A 22,621-nucleotide genomic window follows, 5' to 3' on the forward strand; every position below is an offset into this window, starting at 1 on the left:
TCCGTGCTATGGCTCAGGGCTCAGGAGTCGCCCGCCGCGACCGCGCCGGTCACCACCAGCCCCGGCAGGTGCTCCTCGATCTCCTCACGGGCGGCGGCCGACAGCCCCGCGTCCGTCACGAAGGTGTCCACCTGATCCAACGAAGCGAACGAACTCAGGCCCACCGTGCCCCACTTGGTGTGGTCCGCGACCACCACCACCCGCCGCGCCGACTGGACGAAACGCCGGTTGGTCTCGGCCTCCGCCAGATTCGGCGTCGAGAGCCCGGCCTCCACCGAGATCCCGTGCACCCCGAGGAACAGCACATCGAAATGGAGGGAGGCGATCGCCTGATCGGCGACCGGACCCACCAGCGAGTCCGAAGGGGTCCGCACCCCGCCGGTCAGCACCACCGTGGCGGCCCCGGGCCGGGCCCCGCCCGCGCCCCCCGGACGCTGCGCGGCGTGGAAGACATCGGCGACCCGCACCGAGTTGGTCACCACCGTCAGATCCGGCACGTCCAGCAACTGCTGGGCGAGCGCGTACGTCGTCGTACCGCCGGACAGCGCGATCGCGCTGCCGGGCACCGCCATGGCCGCCGCCGCTCGCGCGATGTCCTCCTTGGCGCTCAGCTCCAGCGCCGACTTGGCCTCGAAACCGGGCTCGTGGGTACTGGCCTCGACCACCGGAACCGCACCGCCGTGCACCTTCTCGACGACCCCCAGACGGGACAACGCGTCCAGGTCCCGGCGCACCGTCATGTCGGAGACGTTCAGCTTGCGGGTCAGCTCATTGACCCGGACCCCGCCGCGCCTGCGCACCTCGTCGAGGATCAGGGCGCGCCGCTGCTCCGCGAGCAGGTTCTGATTGTCGCTCAACGCCGGGTCCGGTCCTTCCCTCTGGCCGTGCAGCAGTCTCTTCGAACGGGGTCATCCTGCCACGCGGTGTCGCCGGGCGCCGCACTGGGGAGATTCCGTGAGAGCGGTGCGGCCACCGGCCCCCTTCCGCGATTCTGATGACCCCGCATCGACACCCCCCCACGACCCAGAGAGTGAGCCACTCCCGTGCCACCTGCCACCCAGGCCCCACAGAGTCCCGGGCCCGCGCTGGAACTGCTGGTCCACGGCGTGGGCGGCGCCACCCCCCAGGAAATGCTCGACGATCCGCGTACGGTCCGGATCACCGGCGACGCGACCGCCGCGATCTACCGGCGGGCCGAGGACACGGACGCCGAACAGCACCCCGAGCGGTACCGCGACCGCCCCATCCCCGAGGCCTACTGCTGGTCCAACCTGACCTCCGGCAACGGCTCCCGCGCCCTGTGGCTGCTGCTGCTCCCGTTCATGGTGGTCAACCTCGCCCACTGGATGCGCCCCACCGCCCGCTCCCGCACCCGCACGGTGCGGCTGTACGGCGTCCTCGTCCGGCTCGTCGCGCTCAGCCTCACCGTGCTGCTGACGGCGGCGGCCTGCGAGGTCGCGCTCGACCTGGCGGCCTGGCAGTGCGCGGGCGTGCCGAACTGCTCGAACCAGCGGTCCTGGCTCGGCTTCCTGTCGACCGCACAGGGCGGCTGGTGGTCCCAGCCGGGCCGCAGGCTGGCCCTCGCCGCACTGGTGCCCACCGCCCTGGTGGCGCTCCTGTGGTTCCTGTCCAACCGGACCTGGAGCGCCTACGAATCACAGCGCCCGCTCACCGGAACCGAACCCGACGAGGACCTCGACCCCACACCCGCGCCGGCCACCACCGGCACCACCCCGGCCGGCCGCCCCGCGCTCGGCCGGCCCGGATTCTGGTACGGCCGCCGACTGGTCGCCCGGCTGCGAGCCGCCCACACCGCCGCAGGCTTCCTGACCGTCGCCGCCTCGGTCGCGGGCGCCGCGGCCCGCCACGATCGCTCCGTCACCGGCCCGGTACCCGGCATCATCGGCCGACTGATCGAGGCGGCCCTGGTCCTCGGCGGACTCGTGGTGCTCTGGGTGGTCTGCCGCCGGGGCCGCAGCGAACGGCGCCTCGACAACCGGCTCGACCGCGCCCTCATCACCTACCTGCCCGGCGCGGCCCTGACCCTGCTGGTCCTCGCCGCGGCGTACGCCGCCTGGTCCCGCCCCGACTGGGCCTCGTCCGGCGCCCTCCCCGGCGACCTCGCCTTCAGCGTCATCACCCTTGGCCAAGGGACACTCGTCGTCGTGCTCGCCGTGGTGTCACTGAGCCTGTACCGCCGCACCCCCGAGCCCCGCACCGTCATGTACGGACTCGGCGGGCCCGTCGTCGCGATGCTCGCCTGCGCCCTCGGCGGCGTCATGAGCGGCGGGGTCTCCCAGCGCGTCGCCGACTGGCTCGACGGACCCGGCACCCCCGGCATGGGCCGCAGCTCCGTCATCGAGGGCCCGCCGGTGCTGCTCAGCTGGCAGGCGTCGGTCATCCCCGTACTCCTGGTGCTGCTGGCCGTCCCGGCCCTGCTGCTGCTCGTACGGACCTGGCTCGCCGCCCGCGCCCTGGAGCCCGGGATCGACCGGGCCTACGAGGACGAACGCCCGGACCCCGCCCGGACCCGGCAGATCGCCCGGATCCAGGCCACCGCCGCCCTCACCGACTCCGCGCCCTGGATCCTCGGCCCGGTCTGCGGCGCCACCCTGCTGCTCGGCGCGGCGGCGGTCTGCGGGGCCTGGGTGAGCGGCCAGGTGCCCGGACTCGCGATGAAGGGCAGCGGCCCGTTCATCGAGTCCGTCGCCCAGGCAGCCCAGTCCACCGGCTCCTGGATGGTCGGCCTCGGCTTCATACTCTTCGTCACCTGGGGACGGCGCGCCTACCGCGACGCCTCGGCCCGGCGCACCATCGGCATCCTCTGGGACGTCGGCACGTTCTGGCCGCGCGCCGCCCACCCCTTCGCACCGCCCTGCTACGCCGAACGGGCCGTCCCCGACCTGGCGTCACGGATGTCCGGCTGGACCGCGCTCACCGGGGGCAGGCTCGTCATCTCCGGACACTCCCAGGGCAGCGTCCTCGCCGCCTCCGCGGTCTGGCAGCTGCCCGCCGAGACCCGCGGCCGGGTCGCCCTGCTCACCTACGGCTCGCCGATCGAGCGACTGTACGGACGCTGGTTCCCCGCCTACTTCGGCCCCGGACCGCTGCACGCGATGCACCGCTCCGTGCACTGCTGGCGCAACCTGTGGCGGGCCACCGACCCGATCGGCGGCCGGGTCCGGCTCGACGAGGCCCCCGGACCCGAGGTCGACCGCGGTCCGCTGAAGGACCCCCTGGTCTACGGCCGGACCCGGGAACATCCGCTGCCCGAAGCCGTCCTGGGGCACTCGGACTACCAGGCGGACCCGGTCTTCGCCCAGGAGCGGGCCGCGCTCCTGGAACGGCTGGACCCGGTCCTGCCCCGCCAGGCCGACGGGGAGGGCACCGGCAAGGCCCGGCGGACTCACGGCAGTTCGGGCAAGTCCTCCGGGTAGAGCAGGGTGAGGTCGTCCGTGCTCGGCTCGGCGAGCTGGGCGACCCGGCCCGCATGCCGCTCCACCATCGACTCGAAGGTCTGGCGCGCGGTACGGCCGTTGCCGAACGCCGGACCCTTGGGAAGCTCGGTGAAGTACTTCAACAGCGCCTCCCCGGTGCCGGAGGACAGGCTGTACTCGTGCTCGTCGGCCTGCTGCTCCACGATGTGCAGCAGCTCGGCGGGCTCGTAGTCGCTGAAGGTGATGGTCCGTGAGAAACGGGACGCCACACCGGGGTTCACGGTGAGGAACCGCTCCATCTCGTGGGTGTAGCCGGCGACGATGACGACCACCGCGTCCCGGTGGTCCTCCATCAGCTTCACCAGCGTGTCGATCGCCTCCCGGCCGAAGTCCCGGCCGGAGTCCTCGGGCGACAGGGCGTACGCCTCGTCGACGAAGAGCACCCCGCCGCGCGCCCGGTCGAAGGCCTCCTGGGTGCGGATGGCGGTCGAGCCGATGTGCTCGCCGACCAGATCCACCCGGGACACCTCGACCAGATGGCCCCGCTCCAGCACCCCGAGCGAGGCGAGGATCACGCCGTACAGCCGGGCCACGGTGGTTTTGCCGGTGCCGGGGGAGCCGGTGAAAACGAGGTGGCGGCGGACCGACGCGGCCTTCAGCCCGGCCTCCTGACGCCGACGGCCCACCTCGATCATGTCCGTGAGGGCCCGCACCTCCCGCTTGACGCTGTCCAGGCCCACCAGCGCGTCCAATTCCCCGAGCACCGCGTCCGAGCCGCGCGCCGGCGCGGTGGCGGGCACCTCCGCCGGGGCGGGCTCGACGGCGCGCTGCCCTGGGACCCCGTCGAGCAGTCCGGGGGCCGACTGGGTCGCCGTCAGCACGGTGGGCGCCGGGGGAGCGGGGGAGCGCAGCGCGCTCTCGTCGCTGGTGCAGTCCTCCACGACGGGGCCGGTTCCCCGGCCGTCCCCGCGCGTGACGGGCGGCTCGGCGAACTCGTATCCGCCGCGGGCGCACCGCTCGGTCCGGCAGCGGGTCAGCGTCGTACGGCAACCGTCCATCACATGGAAGCCGTAGCCGTCGCTGCCGGTGACCCGGCAGCCGTTGAACGTGCCGCGGCCCTCGGCGGAGACGTAGAAACCGGCCTCGGCGGGCGAGGTGACCGTGCAGCGCTCGATCGTCGGGTCGGCGCCCTTGGTGACGATCACCCCGGTCTGCGCCGTGTCGATGGTGCAGTTGTTCAGCGTGCCCCCGCTGCCGTGGTCGCGGAACCAGGCGCCGGTGGACGCCTCACGGATGCGGCAGTCGTCCAGCTGCGCGGTCGCCCCGTCGCTCACCGAGACCGCGGTGTTGCGGACCTGGGACAGATCGCTGTCGACGACATCGGCACGCGAGCCCCGGTCCAGCACGAAAATGGCGTCCGGCACGTCATGGACCCGGCAGGAGTCAAGTATCACGGTCGCCCCGTCGCTCACCCAGACCGCCGGGTAGTCGCCCGTACTGTCGTGGATCTCGCACTGGTTGGCGTCGACCCGGGTACCGGGATCCCAGACCGAGAGGCCGTTGCGGCCGAAGCGGCGCACCGTGGAGCGGGTCAGGGTGAGCACCGAACGGGAACGCAGGTCCACCGCGTTCTCCGGGATGTCGTGGATGTCGCAGTCGGCGAGGGTCAGAACCGCGTCGGTGTCGAGCGTGACGCCGTCCGCCGAAGTGCGGTGCACCGTGCAGTCGGTGAGGTGGGCGGCGGCACGCGCGGTCACCTGTATCCCGCTGCCCTTGATCTCGTACACCTCGCAGCCGACGCCCTCCAGGGCGCTGCCCTCGCCGGTGACGCTCAGGCCCGCGCCCGACGCGTGGTGGACCCGGCAGCGCTCCAGCCGCGGATGCGCGCCGTCGCGCACCGAGACCCCGGACTGCCCGGCGGAGACGACCTCGCACTCCTCGAACACTCCGCCCGCGCCGTCGAGTACGGCGATGCCGACCCCGGCGGGGTTGTCGACCGTGCAGCGGCGCACGGTCGGCCGTGCCGTGCCGCGCACCTCGATCCCGGCGGCGGAACGGGTGACGATCCGCAGGTCCGCGATCTCCGGTGCGCCGTCCTCGACCAGCAGCGCGGGGGCCGTCGAGTCCTGGCCCTCCACATGCAGGTCCGAGACGACGGCGGAGGCGCGGACGGTCAGCGGCACCCCGTCGGCCGGCGCGATCCGTACGGAGCCCACGGAGCCCTCGGGCCCGCGCAGGGTCACCGCCCGGTGCAGGACCAGATTCTCCCGGTAGGTGCCCGGGGCGATGGTGAGGACATCACCGTCGGCCGCGGCCTCCAGGGCTGCGGTGAGGGAGGCGTATTCGCCTGTGCGGCGCCGCCACCGCGATGTGCCGGTGTGCGTCACCTGGACCGTGCCCTGTGCCATGGCGCTGTTGTGCCCCCACCTCGTGCGTGCGTGATGCCCGTGTCACCGGCCTTGCGGCAGCGGCGAATCCCGGGACCGCCCACCGGGAAAGCGGGCGGGCCGGTCCACCGTAGCGCGCGCGGCGGGCGGGAGTTGCCCCGATCAGCAGCTGATCAGCTGCCGGCTCCGGTCCTGCCCCAGTCCGGACCGGTCCTGGCCCAGTCCTGGTCGATCCGGGTGTACCTCGACCGCATCATGCGCCGGACGACCAGCTGCCGTACGCCCTCGATCAGTCCGACGGCGAGCATCGTCGTGCCGAGCCCGGCCAGCACCGCGTGCGTACGGGCCGTCGGAGCGTCCATCGGACGCGAGGCGGGGCGGCCGTCGAGGTCCGTCCAGATCTCCACCTTCGTGCCGGGGGCGGTCTTCCGGGAGGAAATCGTCACCGTGCCCCGGCGGGCGGTGCCGTCCGGGGCCTTCCAGCGGGCCACCACCGGGATCTGCGCGGTGTGCTCCGAGGAGACCTCGGGATCGGTGGCGAAACGCGGCGGCCGCGGTGCCCGGCGCAGCACCACCGCGGTGGCGGCACGGCGCCCGGCCTGCTGGGCCCGCACCGATTTCTGCAGGGCGTCGTCCGTGTACGATCCGCACACCCAGCCCAGGACCGGCGCCGCCGGCACCATCAGGAGCAACGCGACAAGAGCCAACCACGCCTCGCGCCGGTCAGTGGTGCGGCGCAGGGGATTGTGCCGCCAACGCCATACACCCGTAACCGCTCGCACAGACCCGCACCCCCTTCCGTATCCGTCTTAGCCTGATACGGCACGCTTCGCGTGCTGAAGGAGCGAAGAGAGAGCAACTTCACCCCGGCCAACGCGCGGACCACCCCCGTGAGTTCCCGCCCGCCGGACCGGGCTGACGGGCCGTCGGGTGCGGGAACGCCGAAGTCGCCGTCGAGTCCCCATGGCTCGACGACGACTCCGTGCGACTGCGCGTGAGGTCGGCTCAGTACCCCCGGCCCTGGTACGGGCGGTTGTACGGGTCCTCGTAGGGCGAGGGCGCCGGGGCCGGCCGCTGCGGCGCCGGACGCGGCGCCGCGGGACGCATCGCCTCGTAGCCGGTGCCCGGCGCGGGCCGCTGCTGTTGCTGCGGGTGGGGCGGCTGGTAACCGCCCCGGGCCGCGGACGGCTGCTGCGGGATGTACGGCGCCGGGGCGTGCTGCAGCTGCGCGTGTTGCAACTGCGCGGGCTGCATCGGCGCGTAACCCTGCTGAGCCGCCGGCTGCTGGTAGCCGTACGACGGACCGGGCTGGGAAGGCGCCGCGGGAAGAGCCGGCAGCGCCGCCGGGAGAGCCGGCAGATAGCTGTTGCCGGTGTCATAGGCGGCAGGCACTCGGATCGGAGCGATCTGAGGGGTGCCCCGCTCCGCGACCAGGGAGTCGTAGATCGGAGTGTCGGGGAACGACGGTGCGGCGTAGTAGCCGCCGCCGTAGGTGGAGCGGGGGGAGGTCATGACACCTAAGTTAAGCCCACGATGTGCCGGTTGGGGAGTCCCAATCTTGGGGTCATCCGTTTTACGCTGATTCTGTCCGCCCGGCCTGCTAAGAGATCCATAAAGCTTTCGTCGGTCGCGGGGGGCTTTTCCGTCCAAGAGCCCTATGCGCAACGCCCGTGGAGAATTTCTTGGAACGGCGGTGGCGTGTTCCCTCACGTCCTCCTCCTGTTCAGTGAGTACCGCGAGTTCCATATGGCACCCAGCCGCATGCCCGAGCCCCATGTGCCGCCCGCAGCAGCCGTGTCGGCATGCGGCCGCAGGCGGTTGCTCATGGCCACGGCATACTGGGCCGGGGCAGGAGAAGAAGGGCTCAGCGGTGATCCGACAGCACACGGAGTACGACGTTCTGGTCGTCGGCGGCAGTGGGGTGGACACCATCGTGCGGGTTGACGCACTGCCCGTCCCGCTCGCCGACTCGGTCCATGTCGGGCCGATCGAGGAATGGCCGGGACACACCGGTGGGAACGTCGCCCTCGGCTCCCGGGCGCTCGGACTCAGGGTCGCGCTCCTGGACTGCATCGGCGACGACTGGCCCGGCGCCCAGGTCCGCGAGCGACTGGCCGCGGGGGACGTGGAGTTCGCTCCGCTGATTTCCCCGGCGGGCACCCGCCGCGCCGTGAACCTGGTGGATGCGACCGGACGCCGGATGTCGTTCTATGACGCCCGCGACCCGGCCGACCTGAGGATGCCCCGGGATTTCTATCTGCCGAAGCTGCGGCGTACCCGCCACGTCCACCTGTCGATTATGAATTTCGCCCGCTTCCTCTACGACGACATCGAGGAACTCGGCGTTCCCGTCTCGACGGACCTGCACGACTGGGACGGACTGGCGGATCATCACCGGGAGTTCGCGCTCCGCTCCGACCTCGTCTTCCTCAGTGCGGCGGGCGCGGGTGAAGGCACCTTCGCCCTGATGCGGGAGATCCTCCGCGAGGGCCGCGCCGGCACCGTGGTCGCCACGGCGGGCGCGGGCGGCTCCCACGTCCTCACCCGGGACGGCGGCCCCACCCCGCACCACATCCCGGCGGCCACCCCACCCGCACCGGTGGTGGACTCCAACGGCGCGGGGGACGCGTACGTCTGCGGATTCCTGTACGGGAGACTCACCGGCCGGGGCCCACTGGAATGCGCCCGGCTGGGAGCCGTGGCGGGGGCGTACGCCTGCACCGCCCCGGGCTCCACCGCTCTCGTTCCGCGGGAAGTCCTGCTGGCACCGGACCGCGCCCGGAACGCGAACTCGTAGTCCTGGCCGGACCGGCACGCCGTCCTCACGCCCACCGCGGATCACGGCAACGCCCTCAATTCCCGAGGCCTTGGGCGGTGTACCCGGCACGGCCGGCGAGTGTCGTCAGCTCTTCGACCTGCGCGGCGCGCAGACAGACCACCGGGTAGCAGTCCGATTCGATGTCGAGGACGGCGAGAGCCGCGCCCACATCGCGGTAGTGCCGGCCACAGGCCATCAGGAACTCGTGGGTGGGCAGGGACATCTCGTCGGCTTCGAAGAGCGCCCAGGGGTCCACGGACGGCCGGGAGACGAGCGTCCTCAAGTGGGCCCGGATCTCCTGCGGATCCTCCTTCCAGTCGAACTCCGCGAGCAGCCGGTGCTCGAAGAGCGCGTCCACGAGTGCTATCCATGCGAGTTCCGCGACGGGCTCGTGGATGCCGCGCTCATCCAACTGGGCCGCGTGCGTCCGCGCATAGCCCTCGGGATCGTCGTAGGCGTGCAACACCTGCTCGGCCACATCCGGATGAGCCGGGGCGAGAAGCGACGCGGTGGCTTCCAACGACGCTCGGACGGTGTCGGTGCTGGACATGGGGTGGGCTCCTCGGGCGGCTGTGCCGTGGTCGTCGCGGGGGCGGGGCGCCCTCTCGGGCGTTCACGGAGAAGCCTGGCACGGGGGTGTGACAACGGATGCCGCGCCGGACGGCCACGGCAGGACGTGCACCCGCGGCGAATGAGCCTCAAACCTGCTGCGGTGGTGTGGGGGCCTGGTGTGCCGGTTGCGACTTGCGGCCGGGGCGCCAAACATGGATGTGGGCGGTCTCCGCCCCGGAACACCCGTCACCAGCAGGGGCTGAGAAAGCCGCGCGACGACGCACCCGTGTGCCCGACCCGAGGAAAGCCCATGACCGAATTCCCGCCTCCCCTCACCCCCTGGCTCGAACCCGCCGCGAAGGAACTGGCCGAGGCCACGGACCCGCACCCCCGGATCTACGAGGTCCCGCCGGAACAGGGCCGCGCCATCCTCGCCGGCCTGCAGAGCGGCACCGGCGTGCCCCGCCCCGAGGTCGACGAGGAGTGGGTCGAGGTCGACGCCGGTGAGTGGGGGACGGTCCGCACCCGCATCATCCGCCCGAAGGGCGTGAGCGGCCCGCTGCCGGTGCTGTTCTACATCCACGGCGCCGGCTGGGTCTTCGGCGACGACAAGACCCACGACCGCCTCTTCCGCGAACTCGCCGTCGGCGCGGGCGCGGCGGGCGTCTTCCCCGTCTACGACCGGGCTCCGGAGGCCAAGTACCCCACCCAGGTGGAGCAGAACTACGCCGTGGGCCAGTGGGTCGTGAAACACGGCGGTGAGCACGGCCTGGACACCTCGCGCGTCGCCGTCACCGGCGAGTCGGTCGGCGGTTGCATGTCGACGGTGTTCGCGCTGATGAACAAGGACCGCGGAGGGATCGGCCTCAAGGCCCAGGCCCTGCTCTACCCGGTGACCGACGCGGGCTTCGACACCCCGTCCTACCAGCAGTTCGCCGAGGGCTACTACCTCACCCGCGACGCCATGAAGTGGTTCTGGGACGCCTACACCACCGACCCCGCCCAGCGCGCCGAGGTGTACGCCTCCCCGCTCCGGGCATCCCTGGAGCAGCTCCGGGGACTGCCGCCCACCCTGGTCGTCACCGACGAGGCGGACGTGCTGCGCGACGAGGGTGAGCAGTACGCCAACAGGCTCCGCGAGGCGGGCGTCGACGTCACCGCGGTCCGGGTGGCGGGCATGGTTCACGATTTCCTGCTCCTGGACAGCCTGCGCGACACCAGGGCCGCCAACATCGCCCGCAAGATCGCCATCGACTTCCTGGGGTCGGCGCTGCACGACAGCTGAGATCCCGGCACCCGCGACCTGGACGGGACCGCCCGCCATCCGGGTGCGAGCCCCGGGGCGCCCCTCCGGTGGCCCGCTACGCGGCGCGCCCCGCCGTGTTCAGCCAGGTTCGGTAGCGACGCAGTGCCCCGCGCTGCCTGCACTGTTCGGCGAGGAGGGCGATCGCCGGGTGGGTGCCGGGCGTGGGGCGGCTGCCGCGGGCGATCCGGCGCATCTGGTGGCGTACCTGGGCCATGCCCGCGGCCGAGGCGAGTGCCTTGTCCGACCAGGTCACCGGCCGCAACCGCCGGTCGGCCTCGCGGCCGGTCCGCCAGAGCCCGGGCAGGTCCGGGGTGACGGCGAGGGCGGTGCCCATTCCGATGACCGCCACACCGCTGTCGAGGACGCGCCGGGCGGTCTCGCGCCGGGTGATGCCGCCGGTGAGCATCAGCGGCAGCGGGCTGGTGCCGACCAGGTCCTTCGCCAGGTCGAGGAAGTACGCCTCGCGGGCCTGGGTGCGCTCGTCGGCCGGGCGTCCGGACATCGCCGGGCTCTCGTAGCTGCCGCCGGAGAGCTCGACCAGGTCGACGCCGAGCGGAGCGAGCATCCCGATCACCTGGCGTGCGTCGTCGGCGTCGAAGCCGCCGCGCTGGAAGTCGGCGGAGTTGAGCTTGACCGCGACGGCGAAGGACGGGGAGACGGCGGCACGGACGGCGCGGACGATGTCCAGCAGCATCCGGGCCCGGTTCTCCAGCGAGCCGCCCCACTGGTCGGTGCGCTTGTTGACCAGGGGGGAGAGGAACTGCGACAGCAGATAGCCATGCGCGGCGTGGACCTCCACACCGTCGAAACCGGCCTGCTCGGCGCGCCGGGCGGTGACCGCGTACCGGGTCACGGTGGCCCGGATCTGCTCGGGCGTCATGGCTACGGGGCGGCCGAATCGGCTGCTGTGCCTGCCCAGGTCGACGGCGACCGCGGAAGGGCCCCACAGGACGCCGGGCATGTCGGATCCGATCTGGCGGCCGGGGTGGTTGATCTGCATCCAGATCGACCCGCCGCCGGATTTGCCGGCCCTGGCCCACTCGGCGAACGGCTCCAGCGGAGCGGCGGCGTCGAGCACCACGCCGCCCGGGCCGGTCAGCGCCTCGGCGTGGACCATGACGCGCTCGTCTCGGCGGTCGCCGCGCAGGGTTACCGCGAACTCGCCGACCATCTCGCCGCGGCGCGTCCCTCGCCCGCGACGCCCGACGAGCTCGCGGCGGTGGCGGTCGCCTACGTCCGGTTCGCGCTGGAGCGTCCCGCGCTGTTCCGGGTGATGTTCGCGGAGCCCTGCGATCCGGACAGCGAGGAACGGGCCGGCGCGACCACCGCCATCTCCGAGTACGTCCGCCGCATCGTCCGCGGGACCTTCCCCGGCGCCGACCCCGACGCTCTGTCCACCACGGTGTGGGCCCTCGTCCACGGCCTGGCGTTCCTGCATCTCGACGGCAAGCTCGACACCTCCACTCCCGAGGCGGTGTCCGGCCAGGTGCGCGCCGCCGTCCACGCGCTGTTCACCGCCTCCGCGGCGATGTCGCCCGCAACCGCCGCACCGCACGTGCGGGCGGGGGCGTAGCGGTTCGCGCGGTGCCGTACGGGGGTGGTGATCCGTGCCCGGCCGAGGGGAAGGGCCGCCCGGCGGTCCACCCCGTCACGCTTCAGCCCGCCGTACCCGGCTTGGTACCCCATACGTACACGCGATCGTCGATGGTCAGGAGGTCCCACAGGGCCGCCGCGTCGTCCACCTTCAGGTTGACGCATCCGGCCGACCCGCCGCCGTCGTACAGGTCCCCCGGGTGGCCGTGCAGTGCCTGGCCACCGTCGAAGAACTGGGAGTACGGCATGGGCGCGTCGTCGTAGAGGGTCGAGACATGGTCCTTGTCGCGCCAGTAGATCGAGTGCCAGCCGGGCCGAGTCTCCTGCGCGTCGCGGCCGGTGCGGATGGGTACCGGGCCGAACTCCACCCGGTCCCCGGTCTGCACCCAGAGGAGCTGCCGGTCCATGTCGGTGCAGGTGACCCGGTACGAACGGGTCGGGCAGTGGCCCGCGGCGTTCGGGTCGGGGGTTGCCTCGACGGCGACCATGGTGCGGTAGGTACCGAGGTCGGCGAACCCGTCGGTGCGCGAGACCTTGTTTTCGCGCTGGAACGCGCGGATCGCCGTGCAGTCGGCCACGGACTGGCGGCCGTCCACGGGGCGGCCGAGGTGCTTCTCCAAGGGGCGCTGGTAGGGGCCGGTGGGAGCGGTGCACGCGGCGGCCGCACCGCCCGGAGCGGCGATGGTGGCAGGGGCCGAGCAGAGCACTGCCGTGGCGGCTGCGGCGGTCACGGCAGTGGCGGAGCGGACTGGGTGCACGGATGACCTCCTGGCGGCGCGTGCGGGGCCCAGTCAGTGCACCAGCCCACCGGTTCGGACGCCATACGTGAACGGCCGAACCGGTGAGCGGACGGGCTACGCGCGCCGGGTCTCGCAGGTTTTGCCCTTGCAGGGCTCACCGCGGGTGTTCTCGACCGTCGCCGTCACACCGGTGCCGCTGTTCTCCGCCGTCACCTCGTACGGCCCGGAGACCGGGTTCGCGGGCAGGACGTAGCCCTCCGGCACCGCGGTCTCGCGCAGGTAGTACTCGCCGAGCAGCAGGTCGTCGAAGGAGCACCCGCCGTTCTCGTCGGTGGAGCAGTCGTCGACCCGGGTGTCGGGCTCGGTGCCGCCGGTCTGGAGGCCGGGGGCGTCGTTGGTCTCGCGCCAGAGTTCGAAGACGGCGCCGGCCAGTGGCTCCCCGTTCTTGCGGTCCTTCTTCACCAGATCGATCCGGCCGGTGCCGGACGGCTCGGACGTGCTGGTGTTCTGTGCCTCGGTCTGGACGCCGGTGCCGGCGTTCTCCTCGCTGAGGACGAGCGGACCGAAGACGTTGGGGTCGGGCAGGTCGTAGCCGTCGGGGGCGGCGGTCTCACGCCAGTAGTAGGTGCCGGTCGTGGTCGTCGCGGCGCAGATGCCGCTGGCCGGAGTGGTGCAGGTGCTGACCCGGGTGTCGGGCTCGGTGCCGCCGGTCTGGAGGCCGGGCGCGTCGTTGGTCTCGCGCCAGAGTTCGAAGTCGGCCCCGGCGAGCGGAGCGCCGGTGGCCGTGTCGGTCTTCAGCACCCGGACCTCACCGGTCGCCGGCTGCGGTCCGCCACAGTCCGGCAGGTCGCCGTTGAAGGGGTAGGCGTGGAACTCCTGCCCGCCGCCGCCCGTCGCGGAACTGGTGTGCGTCAGGGACCCGGTGGTGAAGAAGCGGCCGTTGATGCCGGGCAGCTGCACACTGGTCATCGAGGACTGCTCACCCATCAGGAAGCTGCCCTGGAACTGACCGGTTCCCTTGAGGTCGACCGTCGTGGCGTCGGGGAAGTTCCACAGCAGCCGCTCACGGTAGGCGTTCAGCGGGTCCGTGTCGTCGGAGATGCCCCCGCTGTACGTGTTCAGCACCCGGTCCGTCCCGATGACGTTGACCAGGATGGTCGCGTCGTCCGGAATGCCGGCGAAGACGATGCCCTGCTGTGAACCGCCCGGGCCGACCATGTCGAATTCGACGTTGAAGACCTGGAGGGCTGACGTCCCGTCACCGGTGAACAGGGTCTGCGTCCCCTGGTTCACGGCTGTACCCGTCGCGGTGCGCGGTTGGCCGTCGACTCGGGCGTAGCAGCGGCTGGCGTCCGTCAGCTGGTCACGCAGCCCGGCGTACGGCTCGATGGCGGCGTCGTCCTGGATCAACTCGCCGTTCACGGCGCCGGTCTGCGTGCCCGCGTACCGGACGATGCCCCGCTCGCTCAGCAGGCCGCCGGTCGTTTCCAGGGTCTGCCCGGCGGCGATGGTCACGTTGCCGCCGGCGGTCAGGAAGTCGGAGTCGACCGGAGGCACCACCCGGGAGCCGACACCGGCGATGCCCAGGTTGTACAGACCGCTGGCGGACGGGTCCTTGTTCTGGTCGAAGTCGTCGAGCACGACGACGCGGCCCTCGGCTTCGGCGGCTCGCCCGCGTACCAGGAAGTCGTTCCCGACGAAGACGTTGATCGCGTCGTCCCGCCCGGCGATCGAGCCGTTGTTGATCCCGGGGAACGGGTCCGGGCAGCTGCCGGGAATGCAGGGCCCGAGCCCGCCGGGCAGGGGGGCGGCCACGGCGGGCGCGGCGGGCAGTCCGAAGGTGAGCACGGGCACGGCCATGGCGAGCACGGCGCAGGAGGTCCTGGTGGCGCCGGCGCGTGAGCGCAGCGTGGAGAGACGCCGAGTCATTGATCTCATGTCGGGCATTCTTTTCAGGGATTTGCATTTCGGAGTGGATTCCGAACCGTCCTGCCACAAAGGGCTGCCGCAAGCACCCGAACAGGCTAGTACTGCATCAGGCAACGTTTGACCTGGTGTTCCCCGTCCCCTGCATCGTTCTGTGAGCCGGCAGGCTACTGGCCGTTGCCGGGAGTTGGAGGGAGAGCTCGGACGGCTTCGGTCAAGAACCCGATCCCTCATGTATCGCGGTCAGGAAAGACGCTGGATCGTTGGGCACGTCCCGCCTTACGGTGACGCCATGAACGGTCGCCCGGAAGCGCCTGTTGCGCCCGTCGAAGCCTATGAACCCCCCTATTCCGTAGCTGTGTTCACTACGGTGCGAACCCAGGAACAGAGCGACTACAGCGAGACCGACGCCCGCATGGAAGACCTGGTGAAGGACGTCCCGGGGTTCCTGGGGATGGACCACGCGCAAACTCCTGGCGGGCTGGGCATCACTGTCGGGTACTTCCGGGACGCCGACGCCCTCACGAAGTGGCGGACCAACGCCGAGCACCGCGCAGCGCAAAGGGGTGGGCAAGCCGAGTGGTATCAGAGCTACACGCTGCACGTGGCGAAAGTGGCACGGAGTCACGGGTTCATGCGAGCGCAGACCCTGCGGAGCCCGACAGCAGGCTGACCGACCGAAGCCGCCTCCTGGTGCGGCAATTGCCGTCGCGCCAGGCTGCCCGAGCGGCGCGAGATCGCGAGGTCGAGGTCCAGCGAGCATGATCTGCCGTTCTTGCACCTGGAGCCTGACCGAGCCGGCGGACTTCCTGGTTGCGCAGGGGGTGGTCGACGACACCAGCCACAAGGGCCTGCGCATCCTGCTCCGAGAGGAAGGCGTGTCCTTTCAACACATGAAGACCTGGAAGACTTCCCGTGACCCCGACCACGCCGCCAAGAAGGCCCGCGTCGAACACCTCTGCGCGCTCGCCGACGGCGAGGTCATACCCGAGGACGGCGAACCCGAAGTCATCTTCTGCATAGACGAGTTCGGCCCCCTCAACCTGATGCCCCACCCGGGCCGGCAGTGGGCTGAACACGGAGGCCAGCACAAGAACCCCGACTGTGAACCACGCCGCAGGCGGCGGGCGACCTGCAACCGCTACGGCGAGGTGCGGATCGAGGCCCAGTTCACCGGCCTGCGCTGCTTCACCCTCGATGGCACCGACCATGCCGACCACAGAGTGCAGGGCAGCATGATCCGCCGCTTCATCATCCGGAGAAACCGCCACGCCGACGACCGGCGCCTACGCGCCCTCATCGACAGGGCGAACGTTGCCTGATGCGGCACTGGGTCCGGCCCGATGGGCCCCTCTCCCAGGGGATCCGGCGCGGGCCCGGTCACCGACGACGCACGGACTGTTTCCGCACCGCTCACCCGCCGGCCGGCGTTCCGGTACCCGGGCCGAGCGGACTCGGGGGAGGGGCGCCCAGCAGATCGCCGGGACCGGACCGGACGTCCGTGACTCCTGTGACGGTCCGGGGGATTAGGTTGGCCGAGAAAAGTTTTCGGGCAGCCGGACTCGCGATGGGGGCGAGCATGACCATGCTAAAAGGAGCCAATGTTCCGGTGGCGGCTCAGGCCGTGCGGGTCGAACTGGGGTGGCACACCTCCCCGGGGACACCGGACGTGGACGGCTCGGCGCTCCTTCTCGTGCCGTCGGGAAAGGTGCGCGGCGACGCCGACTTCGTCTTTTACAACCAGCCCGCCCACGCATCCGGCGCCGTGCGTCACGAGGGCAAGCGCACCGCCGGTGACGGGACGACGGACAACCTCGTGGTCGACCTGGCGCGCGTCGAGCCGGCCATCGACCGGGTGGTCCTGGCGGCCTCCGCGGACGGCGGCACGTTCGGCCGGGTGACCGGGCTCTACGTACGGATCACGGACGCGGCGACCGGAAGGGAGATCGCCCGCTTCGACAGCGCGGACGCGACGGTCGAGACCGCGTTCATCCTGGGGGAGCTGTACCGGCGCCAGGGCGCCTGGAAATTCCGCGCCGTCGGCCAGGGATACGACAGCGGCCTCGAAGGGCTCGCGACCGACTTCGGGATTTCCGTCGACGAACCGCAGAAGCCTCAGCCTGCTCAGCCTTATCACCAGCCCGGAACGCCTCAACAGCCTCAGAGCGCAACGCGGGTCGACCACCGGCCGCCGGCCCCGCCCGCCCCGCCGATGGCACCCCCGGTGCCTCCCGCGCCCCCCGCCACCGCGCCGGTCCGCCTCACCAAGGTGACGCTCACCAAGGACGCGCCATCGGTCTCCCTCGCCAAACAGGGCGGTACTTCCGGAGCGCTTCGCGTCAATCTCAACTGGGAAGTGCGCAAACAGTTCAAGGGCTGGGGAAGCAAACTCGGCAGAGCGGTCGCCAACCACTCGGACCTCGATCTCGACCTCTGCGCCCTCTACGAACTGACCGACGGCCGCAAGGGGGTCGTGCAGGCGTTGGGAAACGCGTTCGGCGCTCTCCAGCACCCTCCCTACATCCACCTCGACGGGGACGACCGCACCGGCGCCGTCACCACCGGCGAGAACCTCACCGTCAACCTCGACCACAAGAACCAGATCCGGCGGGTCCTGATCTTCGTCACCATCTACGAAGGTGCCCGGAGCTTCGCCGACCTCCATGCGAGCGTCACTCTCCAGCCCCAGCACGGCGCCCCGATCGAATTCTCGCTCGACGAGTGCACCGTCCCCTCCACGGTCTGCGCACTGGCGCTCCTGACCAACAACGGGGGAGACCTCATGGTGCAGCGCGAGGCCCGCTACCTCGTCCCCGAGCGCGGAGTGAGCCCGCAGCGCACCATCGACTACGCCTACGGGTGGGGCATGAACTGGACGCCCGGCCGAAAATGACCCCCCGGCGGTCCGGACGGCCCTGCCGCCGCCGGCCCACCACCGGCTCGGCTCACCGGTCCGGCGCGGCCTCGGGACGGGCGTACGTACGCCCCTTCCAGGCCGCGCCGCGGCCCCGGTAGTGCTGCACCGCCGAGTCGACCGTCACCAGCAGATAGAGCACAGCGGTGAACGGCAGCAACGGCGCCAACCACAGCGACTGCCGGTAGTGGCCCAGCATCGGCAGATACGTCCCCGCCATCACCGCCCACGCCAGCCCGCCCGCCCAAGCCGCCACCGGGTCACCGGCCGACAGCCCGGTGACGAGCGCGACCGGCGGGACCAGATAGACCAGCGCGAGCCCCAGCACCGTTCCCAGCAGCAGCGCCGGACTGTGCCGCAACTGGGCGTACGCGCTCCGCGACACCATCCGCCACAGGTCCGCCAGCCGTGGATACGGCCGCACGCTGTCCACCCGCTCGGCGAGTCCCAGCCAGATCCGCCCGCCGCTGCGCCGCACCGCCCGCGCCAGCGACACATCGTCGATCACCGCCTGCCGGATCGACTCCGGCACCCGTGCCCGCTCCGCCGCCCCGGTCCGCAGCAGCACACAGCCACCGGCCGCCGCCGCCGTCCGGGCACCCGCCCGGTTCACCCACCGGAACGGATAGAGCTGCGAGAAGAAGTACACGAAGGCGGGCACGACCAGCCGCTCCCAGAGACTCGACACCCGCAGCCGGGCCATCTGCGAGACCAGGTCGAAGCCGCCCGACTCGGCAGCGGCCACCAGCTCCCGCAGACTGTCCGGCTCGTGCGCGATGTCGGCGTCGGTCAGCAGCAGGTAATCCGGCTTCCTGGTCCGGGCCAGCGAGATCCCGTGCCAGACCGCCCAGAGCTTGCCCGTCCAGCCGGGCCCGGGCTCGCCCGGCTGGACGACCGTCACCGGCAGCCCCCCGAACCGCACGGACAGCGCACGGGCCACGTCCCCGGTCCCGTCCCTGCTGCAGTCGTCGACGAGGAAGACCTCCGCCCGGCCCGGATAGTCCTGCGCCAGCAGCGACGGCAGGCTCACCGGCAGCATGTCGGCCTCGTCGCGTGCGGGCACCACGATCGCGACGGACGGCCAGCGGGCGGGGTCCTCCCGGCGGGGCAGCCGCTGGTCGGTCCGCCAGAAGAACCCTTGTCCCAGCAGCAGCCACACCCATGCGGCCAGCGAACCCACGGCGATCCAGGCAACGGCGCTCATTCGCCGCAGTCTGCCCCACCGGGGCGGAACCGCAAGGGCGGTCGACTATGGTGACCGGGTGAAGATCGCGCTCATGGACTCAGGAATCGGCCTGCTCGCGGCAGCCGCCGCGGTACGACGACTGCGGCCCGACGCCGATCTGGTGCTCTCCTCCGACCCCGAGGGCATGCCCTGGGGACCGCGTACGCCCGAATACGTGACCGCCCACGCGCTCGACGTGGCCCGCGCGGCCGCCACCCACCAGCCGGACGCATTGATCGTCGCCTGCAACACGGCCTCCGTGCACGCCCTGCCGGCGCTCCGCGCCGAGCTCGAACCCACGCTGCCGGTCATCGGAACCGTCCCCGCGATCAAACCGTCCGTCGCCGGCGGCGGCCCGGTCGCGATCTGGGCCACGCCCGCCACCACCGGCAGCCCGTACCAGCGCGGACTCATCCGTGAATTCGCCGGCTCCGTCGAGGTCACCGAGGTGCCCTGCCCCGGTCTCGCCGACGCCGTGCAGAACGCGGACGAGACCGCGATCGATCTCGCCATCGCCGCGGCCGCCGCCCGCACCCCGCGCGACGTCCGGGCCGTGGTCCTGGGCTGCACCCACTACGAGCTGGTCGCCGAACGTATCCGTGCCGCCGTACGGCAGCCGGGTCTGCCGCCCGTCGCGCTGCACGGTTCCGCGGGCGCCGTCGCCGCCCAGGCACTGCGCCGGATCGGTGCCGGACCCGCTCCGTCGGCCGAACCGTCCGAGGGTCTCGCCGTGCTCCTCAGCGGCCGTCCCGCCGACCTGCCGGGGGCCGCTCTGGCCTACGCCGAGGGGCGGCTGCTGGGGGCGGTCAGCCCGGCCCGCTGACCCGGCGCGGGCCGTTCGACCCATCCCCGGCGTGCGGATTCCTGAGTACGCTGCTTGACATGAGGGACCACCCCCGAAAACCCCGGCAGGACGGAGCCGACGCCCGGTCCGCCGTCTGGATCGGCCGGGCCACCAACCGGGCCCAGTGGGTGCTCGCGGCCGCGGGCGCGGCCTGTCTGGCACTCGGCGTCCAGCTGGCCGTCACCTCCAACTGGACCTCCGGGATCGCCCCGCTGCTGATGTCCGTGATCGGCTGTGTCGCCGCCGGACTGCTCATGCTGTTCGGCACCCTCGCCTTCGTGAACGTCGCCGTCAGGATCGACGGGGACGCCCTGGAGGTGCGCTGCGGCCACATGGGCGTCCCGCGCCGCCGGATCCTGCTCACCCACGTGGTGGGCGCGGAATTCGTCCCCGAGGTCACCCCACGCCAATGGGGCGGCTGGGGCTACCGCTGGCGCCCCGAGCAGGGCACGGCCGTGGTGGTCCGCAGGGGCGAGGGCCTGGTGCTCAGGCTCGGTGACGGCAGGACGTTCACCATCACGGTCGACGACGCCGAGGCGGGCGTCCGGTTCATCCGCGAACGCCTGCACCTGCCGGCGACCGGCGCCACGGCCGGAGCCTGACCGGAACGGCGGGGACCGGATCCGTACGGGAGAGCGACGGAACGATCCGGTACGAAGGGGGCCACCGGGCGGGCGCGGCTGCCGGACACACAGGCGGCCACCGTAGACTCCGCCGGGTGAGCGCCACCATCACCTCAGTCGAAGCCGCGCAGCCAGCCTCGCCCCCCGTGTCCCGCAGGCGACGCCTGGTACGGCCCGCCGCCGCGGTGATCGCGGGCGTCCTGCTGTATCTGAGCTTCCCGCCGCGACCCCTGTGGTGGCTGGTGCTGCCCGGATTCGCCCTGCTCGGCTGGGTGCTGCACCGACAGCGGCTCCGCGCCGGATTCGGACTCGGTCTGCTCGCCGGACTGGGCTTCATGCTGCCGCTGCTGCACTGGACCGGCGAGGAGGTCGGCCCGGTGCCGTGGCTGGCCCTGGCCGCCGCCGAGGCGCTGTTCATCGCGGTCGGCTGCATCGGGATCGCCGCGGTCAGCCGCCTCGCCTGCTGGCCGCTGTGGGCCGCCGCGGTCTGGGCACTCGACGAGGCGGTCCGGGCCAGGGTGCCGTTCGGCGGCTTCCCGTGGGGGAAGATCGCCTTCGGCCAGGCGGACGGTGTGTTCCTGCCGCTCGCCGCCCTGGGAGGCACGCCGCTGCTCTCCTTCGCGGTGGTGCTGTGCGGCTTCGGTCTCTGCGAGGCGGTGCTCCGCTTCCGCGCCCACCGGCGCACCGGCACGCTGCCCGGGGCGGCCGTCGCCGCCGTGGCCGCGACCGTCCTGGTACCCGTTGTCGGCGCGTTCGCCGCGCTGCCCCTGGTCGACGACTCGGCCGAGGACGGCACCGCGACCGTCGCCGCGATCCAGGGCAACGTGCCCCGGCTCGGACTCGACTTCAACTCCCAGCGCCGCGCCGTCCTGGACAACCATGTGCGCCGCACCGAGCAGCTCGCCCAGGAGGTGAAGGAGGGCAAGGTCCCGCAGCCCGACTTCGTCCTGTGGCCGGAGAACTCCTCCGACCTCGACCCGTACCGCAACGCCGACGCCCGGATCTTGATCGACGACGCGGTGAAGGCGATCGGCGTGCCCACCGTGATCGGCGCGGTCGTCGAGCCCGACAGCGGGAACCTGCGCAACACCCTCATCCAGTGGGATCCGAAGAACGGCCCCGTCGACACGTACGACAAGCGCCACATCCAGCCGTTCGGCGAGTACATGCCGATGCGCTCCGTCGCCCGGATCTTCAGCTCCGACGTGGACCGGGTGCAGCGCGACTTCGGACCCGGGAAGAAGGTCGGGGTCTTCGACCTGGCGGGGACGAACGTGGGGCTCGTGACCTGTTACGAGGCCGCGTTCGACGACGCAGTACGGGACACCGTCATGCACGGCGGCCAGCTGATCGCCGTACCGAGCAACAACGCCACCTTCGGCCGCAGTGAGATGACCTACCAGCAGCTGGCCATGTCCAGGGTGCGGGCGGTCGAGCACAGCCGGTCCGTCGTGGTCCCCGTCACCAGCGGGGTCAGCGCCGTCATCCGCCCGGACGGGAAGATCGTCGAGAAGACGAAGCTGTTCACCCCGGACGCGCTCGTGGACGAGGTGCCGCTGAGGTCCTCGCTGACGCCCGCGACCCGGATGGGCACGCTCCCCGAGGGGGTGCTGGTGCTGATCGCCGTGGCAGGGCTCGGCCTGGTCGCCGTCCGTGCGGTACGGAGCCGGCGCGCCCGGTGACGCCCCGGCGCGCCACGTAGGGTCGGGCCCATGGCAACTCCTGATTTCATCCGCGAGATCCGCGCCACCGCGGGTCAGCAACTGCTCCTGCTGCCGGGCGTCACCGCGATCGTCTTCGACGACGAGGGCAGAGTGCTGCTCGGACGCCGTTCAGACACCGGCAAATGGTCGGTCATCGGCGGCATCTGCGAGCCGGGCGAGCAGCCGGCGGCAACGGCGGAGCGCGAGGTGTACGAAGAGACGGGCGTGCACTGTGTCGCGGAGCGGGTGGTGCTCACCCAGGCCCTGGAGCCCGTGCAGTACGCGAACGGCGACCGCTGCCAGTACCTCGACGTCACCTTCCGCTGCCGGGCGACCGGCGGCGAGGCATGCGTCAACGACGACGAATCGCTGGAGGTGGGCTGGTTCCCGGTGGACGCGCTGCCGCCGCTGAACGAGTTCGGGCTCTTCCGGATCAAGCAGTCCATGACCGACGAGCCCACCTGGTTCGAACCCACCGCCCGGCAGTGAACGGCGTCGTCCGCCGGGCGGGTGGGGGGCCGCGCCCCCCCCGCCGTGGGGGGGGGGGGACAGC

At 71.9% G+C, this 22,621-nt stretch carries 18 protein-coding genes and 2 pseudogenes; 11 read left to right on the top strand and 9 right to left on the bottom strand.

Translation table 11 applies throughout. The annotated features are described in order from the left end of the window. Nucleotides 1–20: 20 nt before the first annotated feature. Complete coding sequence (locus tag ABZ622_RS35030) at nt 21–857, bottom strand: DeoR/GlpR family DNA-binding transcription regulator (protein ID WP_266918126.1); 837 nt, start codon at nt 855–857, stop codon at nt 21–23. A 186-nt stretch (nt 858–1,043) separates the two neighbouring features. On the opposite strand from ABZ622_RS35030, the gene ABZ622_RS35035 reads away from it, so the two are divergent. Continuing rightward, entirely contained in the window at nt 1,044–3,437 is a 2,394-nt protein-coding gene (locus ABZ622_RS35035) for a hypothetical protein (protein ID WP_360550271.1), read from the top strand. Here the strand turns inward: ABZ622_RS35035 and ABZ622_RS35040 are convergent. The 3 genes from ABZ622_RS35040 to ABZ622_RS35050 all read right to left on the bottom strand — a co-directional run bounded on the left by ABZ622_RS35040 (nt 3,407) and on the right by ABZ622_RS35050 (nt 7,336). Beyond that, entirely contained in the window at nt 3,407–5,845 is a 2,439-nt protein-coding gene (locus tag ABZ622_RS35040) for a right-handed parallel beta-helix repeat-containing protein (protein WP_360550273.1), read from the bottom strand. The two genes, ABZ622_RS35035 and ABZ622_RS35040, sit on opposite strands and share 31 nt — an antisense overlap. Before the next feature lie 152 nt (nt 5,846–5,997). Further along, the gene (locus ABZ622_RS35045) at nt 5,998–6,531 is read right to left on the bottom strand and encodes a hypothetical protein (RefSeq protein ID WP_360550275.1); all 534 of its coding nucleotides are present in this window, start codon (nt 6,529–6,531) and stop codon (nt 5,998–6,000) included. 298 nt (nt 6,532–6,829) lie between these two features. Beyond that, a complete protein-coding gene (locus ABZ622_RS35050) occupies nt 6,830–7,336 on the bottom strand; it encodes a DUF6643 family protein (RefSeq protein WP_360550277.1) in 507 nt (168 codons plus the stop codon). 358 nt (nt 7,337–7,694) lie between these two features. Here ABZ622_RS35050 and ABZ622_RS35055 point away from each other — a divergent pair, with 358 nt between their 5' ends. Further along, on the top strand, nt 7,695–8,621 hold the full coding sequence (locus tag ABZ622_RS35055) for a PfkB family carbohydrate kinase (protein ID WP_360550279.1): 927 nt from the start codon (nt 7,695–7,697) through the stop codon (nt 8,619–8,621). A gap of 55 nt (nt 8,622–8,676) precedes the next feature. On the opposite strand, the gene ABZ622_RS35060 is transcribed toward ABZ622_RS35055, so the two are convergent. After that, entirely contained in the window at nt 8,677–9,192 is a 516-nt protein-coding gene (locus ABZ622_RS35060; RefSeq protein ID WP_360550281.1) for a DUF6630 family protein, read from the bottom strand. Between the two features lie 312 nt (nt 9,193–9,504). On the opposite strand from ABZ622_RS35060, the gene ABZ622_RS35065 reads away from it, so the two are divergent. Then, complete coding sequence (locus tag ABZ622_RS35065) at nt 9,505–10,479, top strand: alpha/beta hydrolase (protein WP_360550283.1); 975 nt, start codon at nt 9,505–9,507, stop codon at nt 10,477–10,479. A gap of 76 nt (nt 10,480–10,555) precedes the next feature. Here the strand turns inward: ABZ622_RS35065 and ABZ622_RS35070 are convergent, their stop codons facing one another. Beyond that, nucleotides 10,556–11,617, bottom strand: a complete 1,062-nt coding sequence (locus ABZ622_RS35070; RefSeq protein WP_360550285.1) for a 2,4-dienoyl-CoA reductase — start codon at nt 11,615–11,617, stop codon at nt 10,556–10,558. On the opposite strand from ABZ622_RS35070, the pseudogene ABZ622_RS35075 reads away from it, so the two are divergent. Beyond that, nucleotides 11,618–12,073: pseudogene (locus ABZ622_RS35075) on the top strand (TetR-like C-terminal domain-containing protein); the annotation flags it as partial. An 82-nt stretch (nt 12,074–12,155) separates the two neighbouring features. Here the strand turns inward: ABZ622_RS35075 and ABZ622_RS35080 are convergent. Together ABZ622_RS35080 and ABZ622_RS35085 are read right to left on the bottom strand one after the other, a co-directional pair. Then, a complete protein-coding gene (locus ABZ622_RS35080; protein ID WP_360550287.1) occupies nt 12,156–12,851 on the bottom strand; it encodes a L,D-transpeptidase in 696 nt (231 codons plus the stop codon). A 96-nt stretch (nt 12,852–12,947) separates the two neighbouring features. Next, nucleotides 12,948–14,771 carry a choice-of-anchor A family protein gene (locus tag ABZ622_RS35085; RefSeq protein WP_360550289.1) on the bottom strand — a complete coding sequence of 608 codons (1,824 nt, stop codon included), beginning with the start codon at nt 14,769–14,771 and terminating at the stop codon, nt 12,948–12,950. A gap of 280 nt (nt 14,772–15,051) precedes the next feature. Here ABZ622_RS35085 and ABZ622_RS35090 point away from each other — a divergent pair, with 280 nt between their 5' ends. From ABZ622_RS35090 to ABZ622_RS35100, 3 genes and pseudogenes are all read left to right on the top strand, one after another. Then, nucleotides 15,052–15,432 carry an antibiotic biosynthesis monooxygenase gene (locus ABZ622_RS35090; protein WP_360550291.1) on the top strand — a complete coding sequence of 127 codons (381 nt, stop codon included), beginning with the start codon at nt 15,052–15,054 and terminating at the stop codon, nt 15,430–15,432. A gap of 45 nt (nt 15,433–15,477) precedes the next feature. Beyond that, nucleotides 15,478–16,081, top strand: a pseudogene (locus tag ABZ622_RS35095) (IS630 family transposase); the annotation flags it as partial. Between the two features lie 245 nt (nt 16,082–16,326). Continuing rightward, entirely contained in the window at nt 16,327–17,652 is a 1,326-nt protein-coding gene (locus ABZ622_RS35100) for a TerD family protein (RefSeq protein WP_360550293.1), read from the top strand. A 52-nt stretch (nt 17,653–17,704) separates the two neighbouring features. Here ABZ622_RS35100 and ABZ622_RS35105 read toward each other — a convergent pair whose 3' ends face one another. Then, nucleotides 17,705–18,877, bottom strand: a complete 1,173-nt coding sequence (locus ABZ622_RS35105; RefSeq protein ID WP_360550295.1) for a glycosyltransferase — start codon at nt 18,875–18,877, stop codon at nt 17,705–17,707. Between the two features lie 58 nt (nt 18,878–18,935). Here ABZ622_RS35105 and ABZ622_RS35110 point away from each other — a divergent pair, with 58 nt between their 5' ends. From ABZ622_RS35110 to ABZ622_RS35125, 4 genes are all read left to right on the top strand, one after another. Further along, nucleotides 18,936–19,721, top strand: coding sequence for an aspartate/glutamate racemase family protein (locus tag ABZ622_RS35110; RefSeq protein ID WP_360550297.1), 786 nt, complete (start codon nt 18,936–18,938; stop codon nt 19,719–19,721). Nucleotides 19,722–19,780: 59 nt separating this feature from the next. After that, a complete protein-coding gene (locus ABZ622_RS35115; RefSeq protein WP_360550299.1) occupies nt 19,781–20,344 on the top strand; it encodes a hypothetical protein in 564 nt (187 codons plus the stop codon). Between the two features lie 128 nt (nt 20,345–20,472). Next, on the top strand, nt 20,473–22,047 hold the full coding sequence (lnt, locus tag ABZ622_RS35120; RefSeq protein WP_360550304.1) for an apolipoprotein N-acyltransferase: 1,575 nt from the start codon (nt 20,473–20,475) through the stop codon (nt 22,045–22,047). A 30-nt stretch (nt 22,048–22,077) separates the two neighbouring features. Then, the gene (locus tag ABZ622_RS35125; RefSeq protein WP_124719350.1) at nt 22,078–22,557 is read left to right on the top strand and encodes an NUDIX domain-containing protein; all 480 of its coding nucleotides are present in this window, start codon (nt 22,078–22,080) and stop codon (nt 22,555–22,557) included. Nucleotides 22,558–22,621: the final 64 nt, after the last annotated feature.

The sequence above is a fragment of the Streptomyces sp. NPDC007164 genome (assembly GCF_040634135.1).
Classification (GTDB): Bacteria; Actinomycetota; Actinomycetes; order Streptomycetales; family Streptomycetaceae; genus Streptomyces; species Streptomyces sanglieri.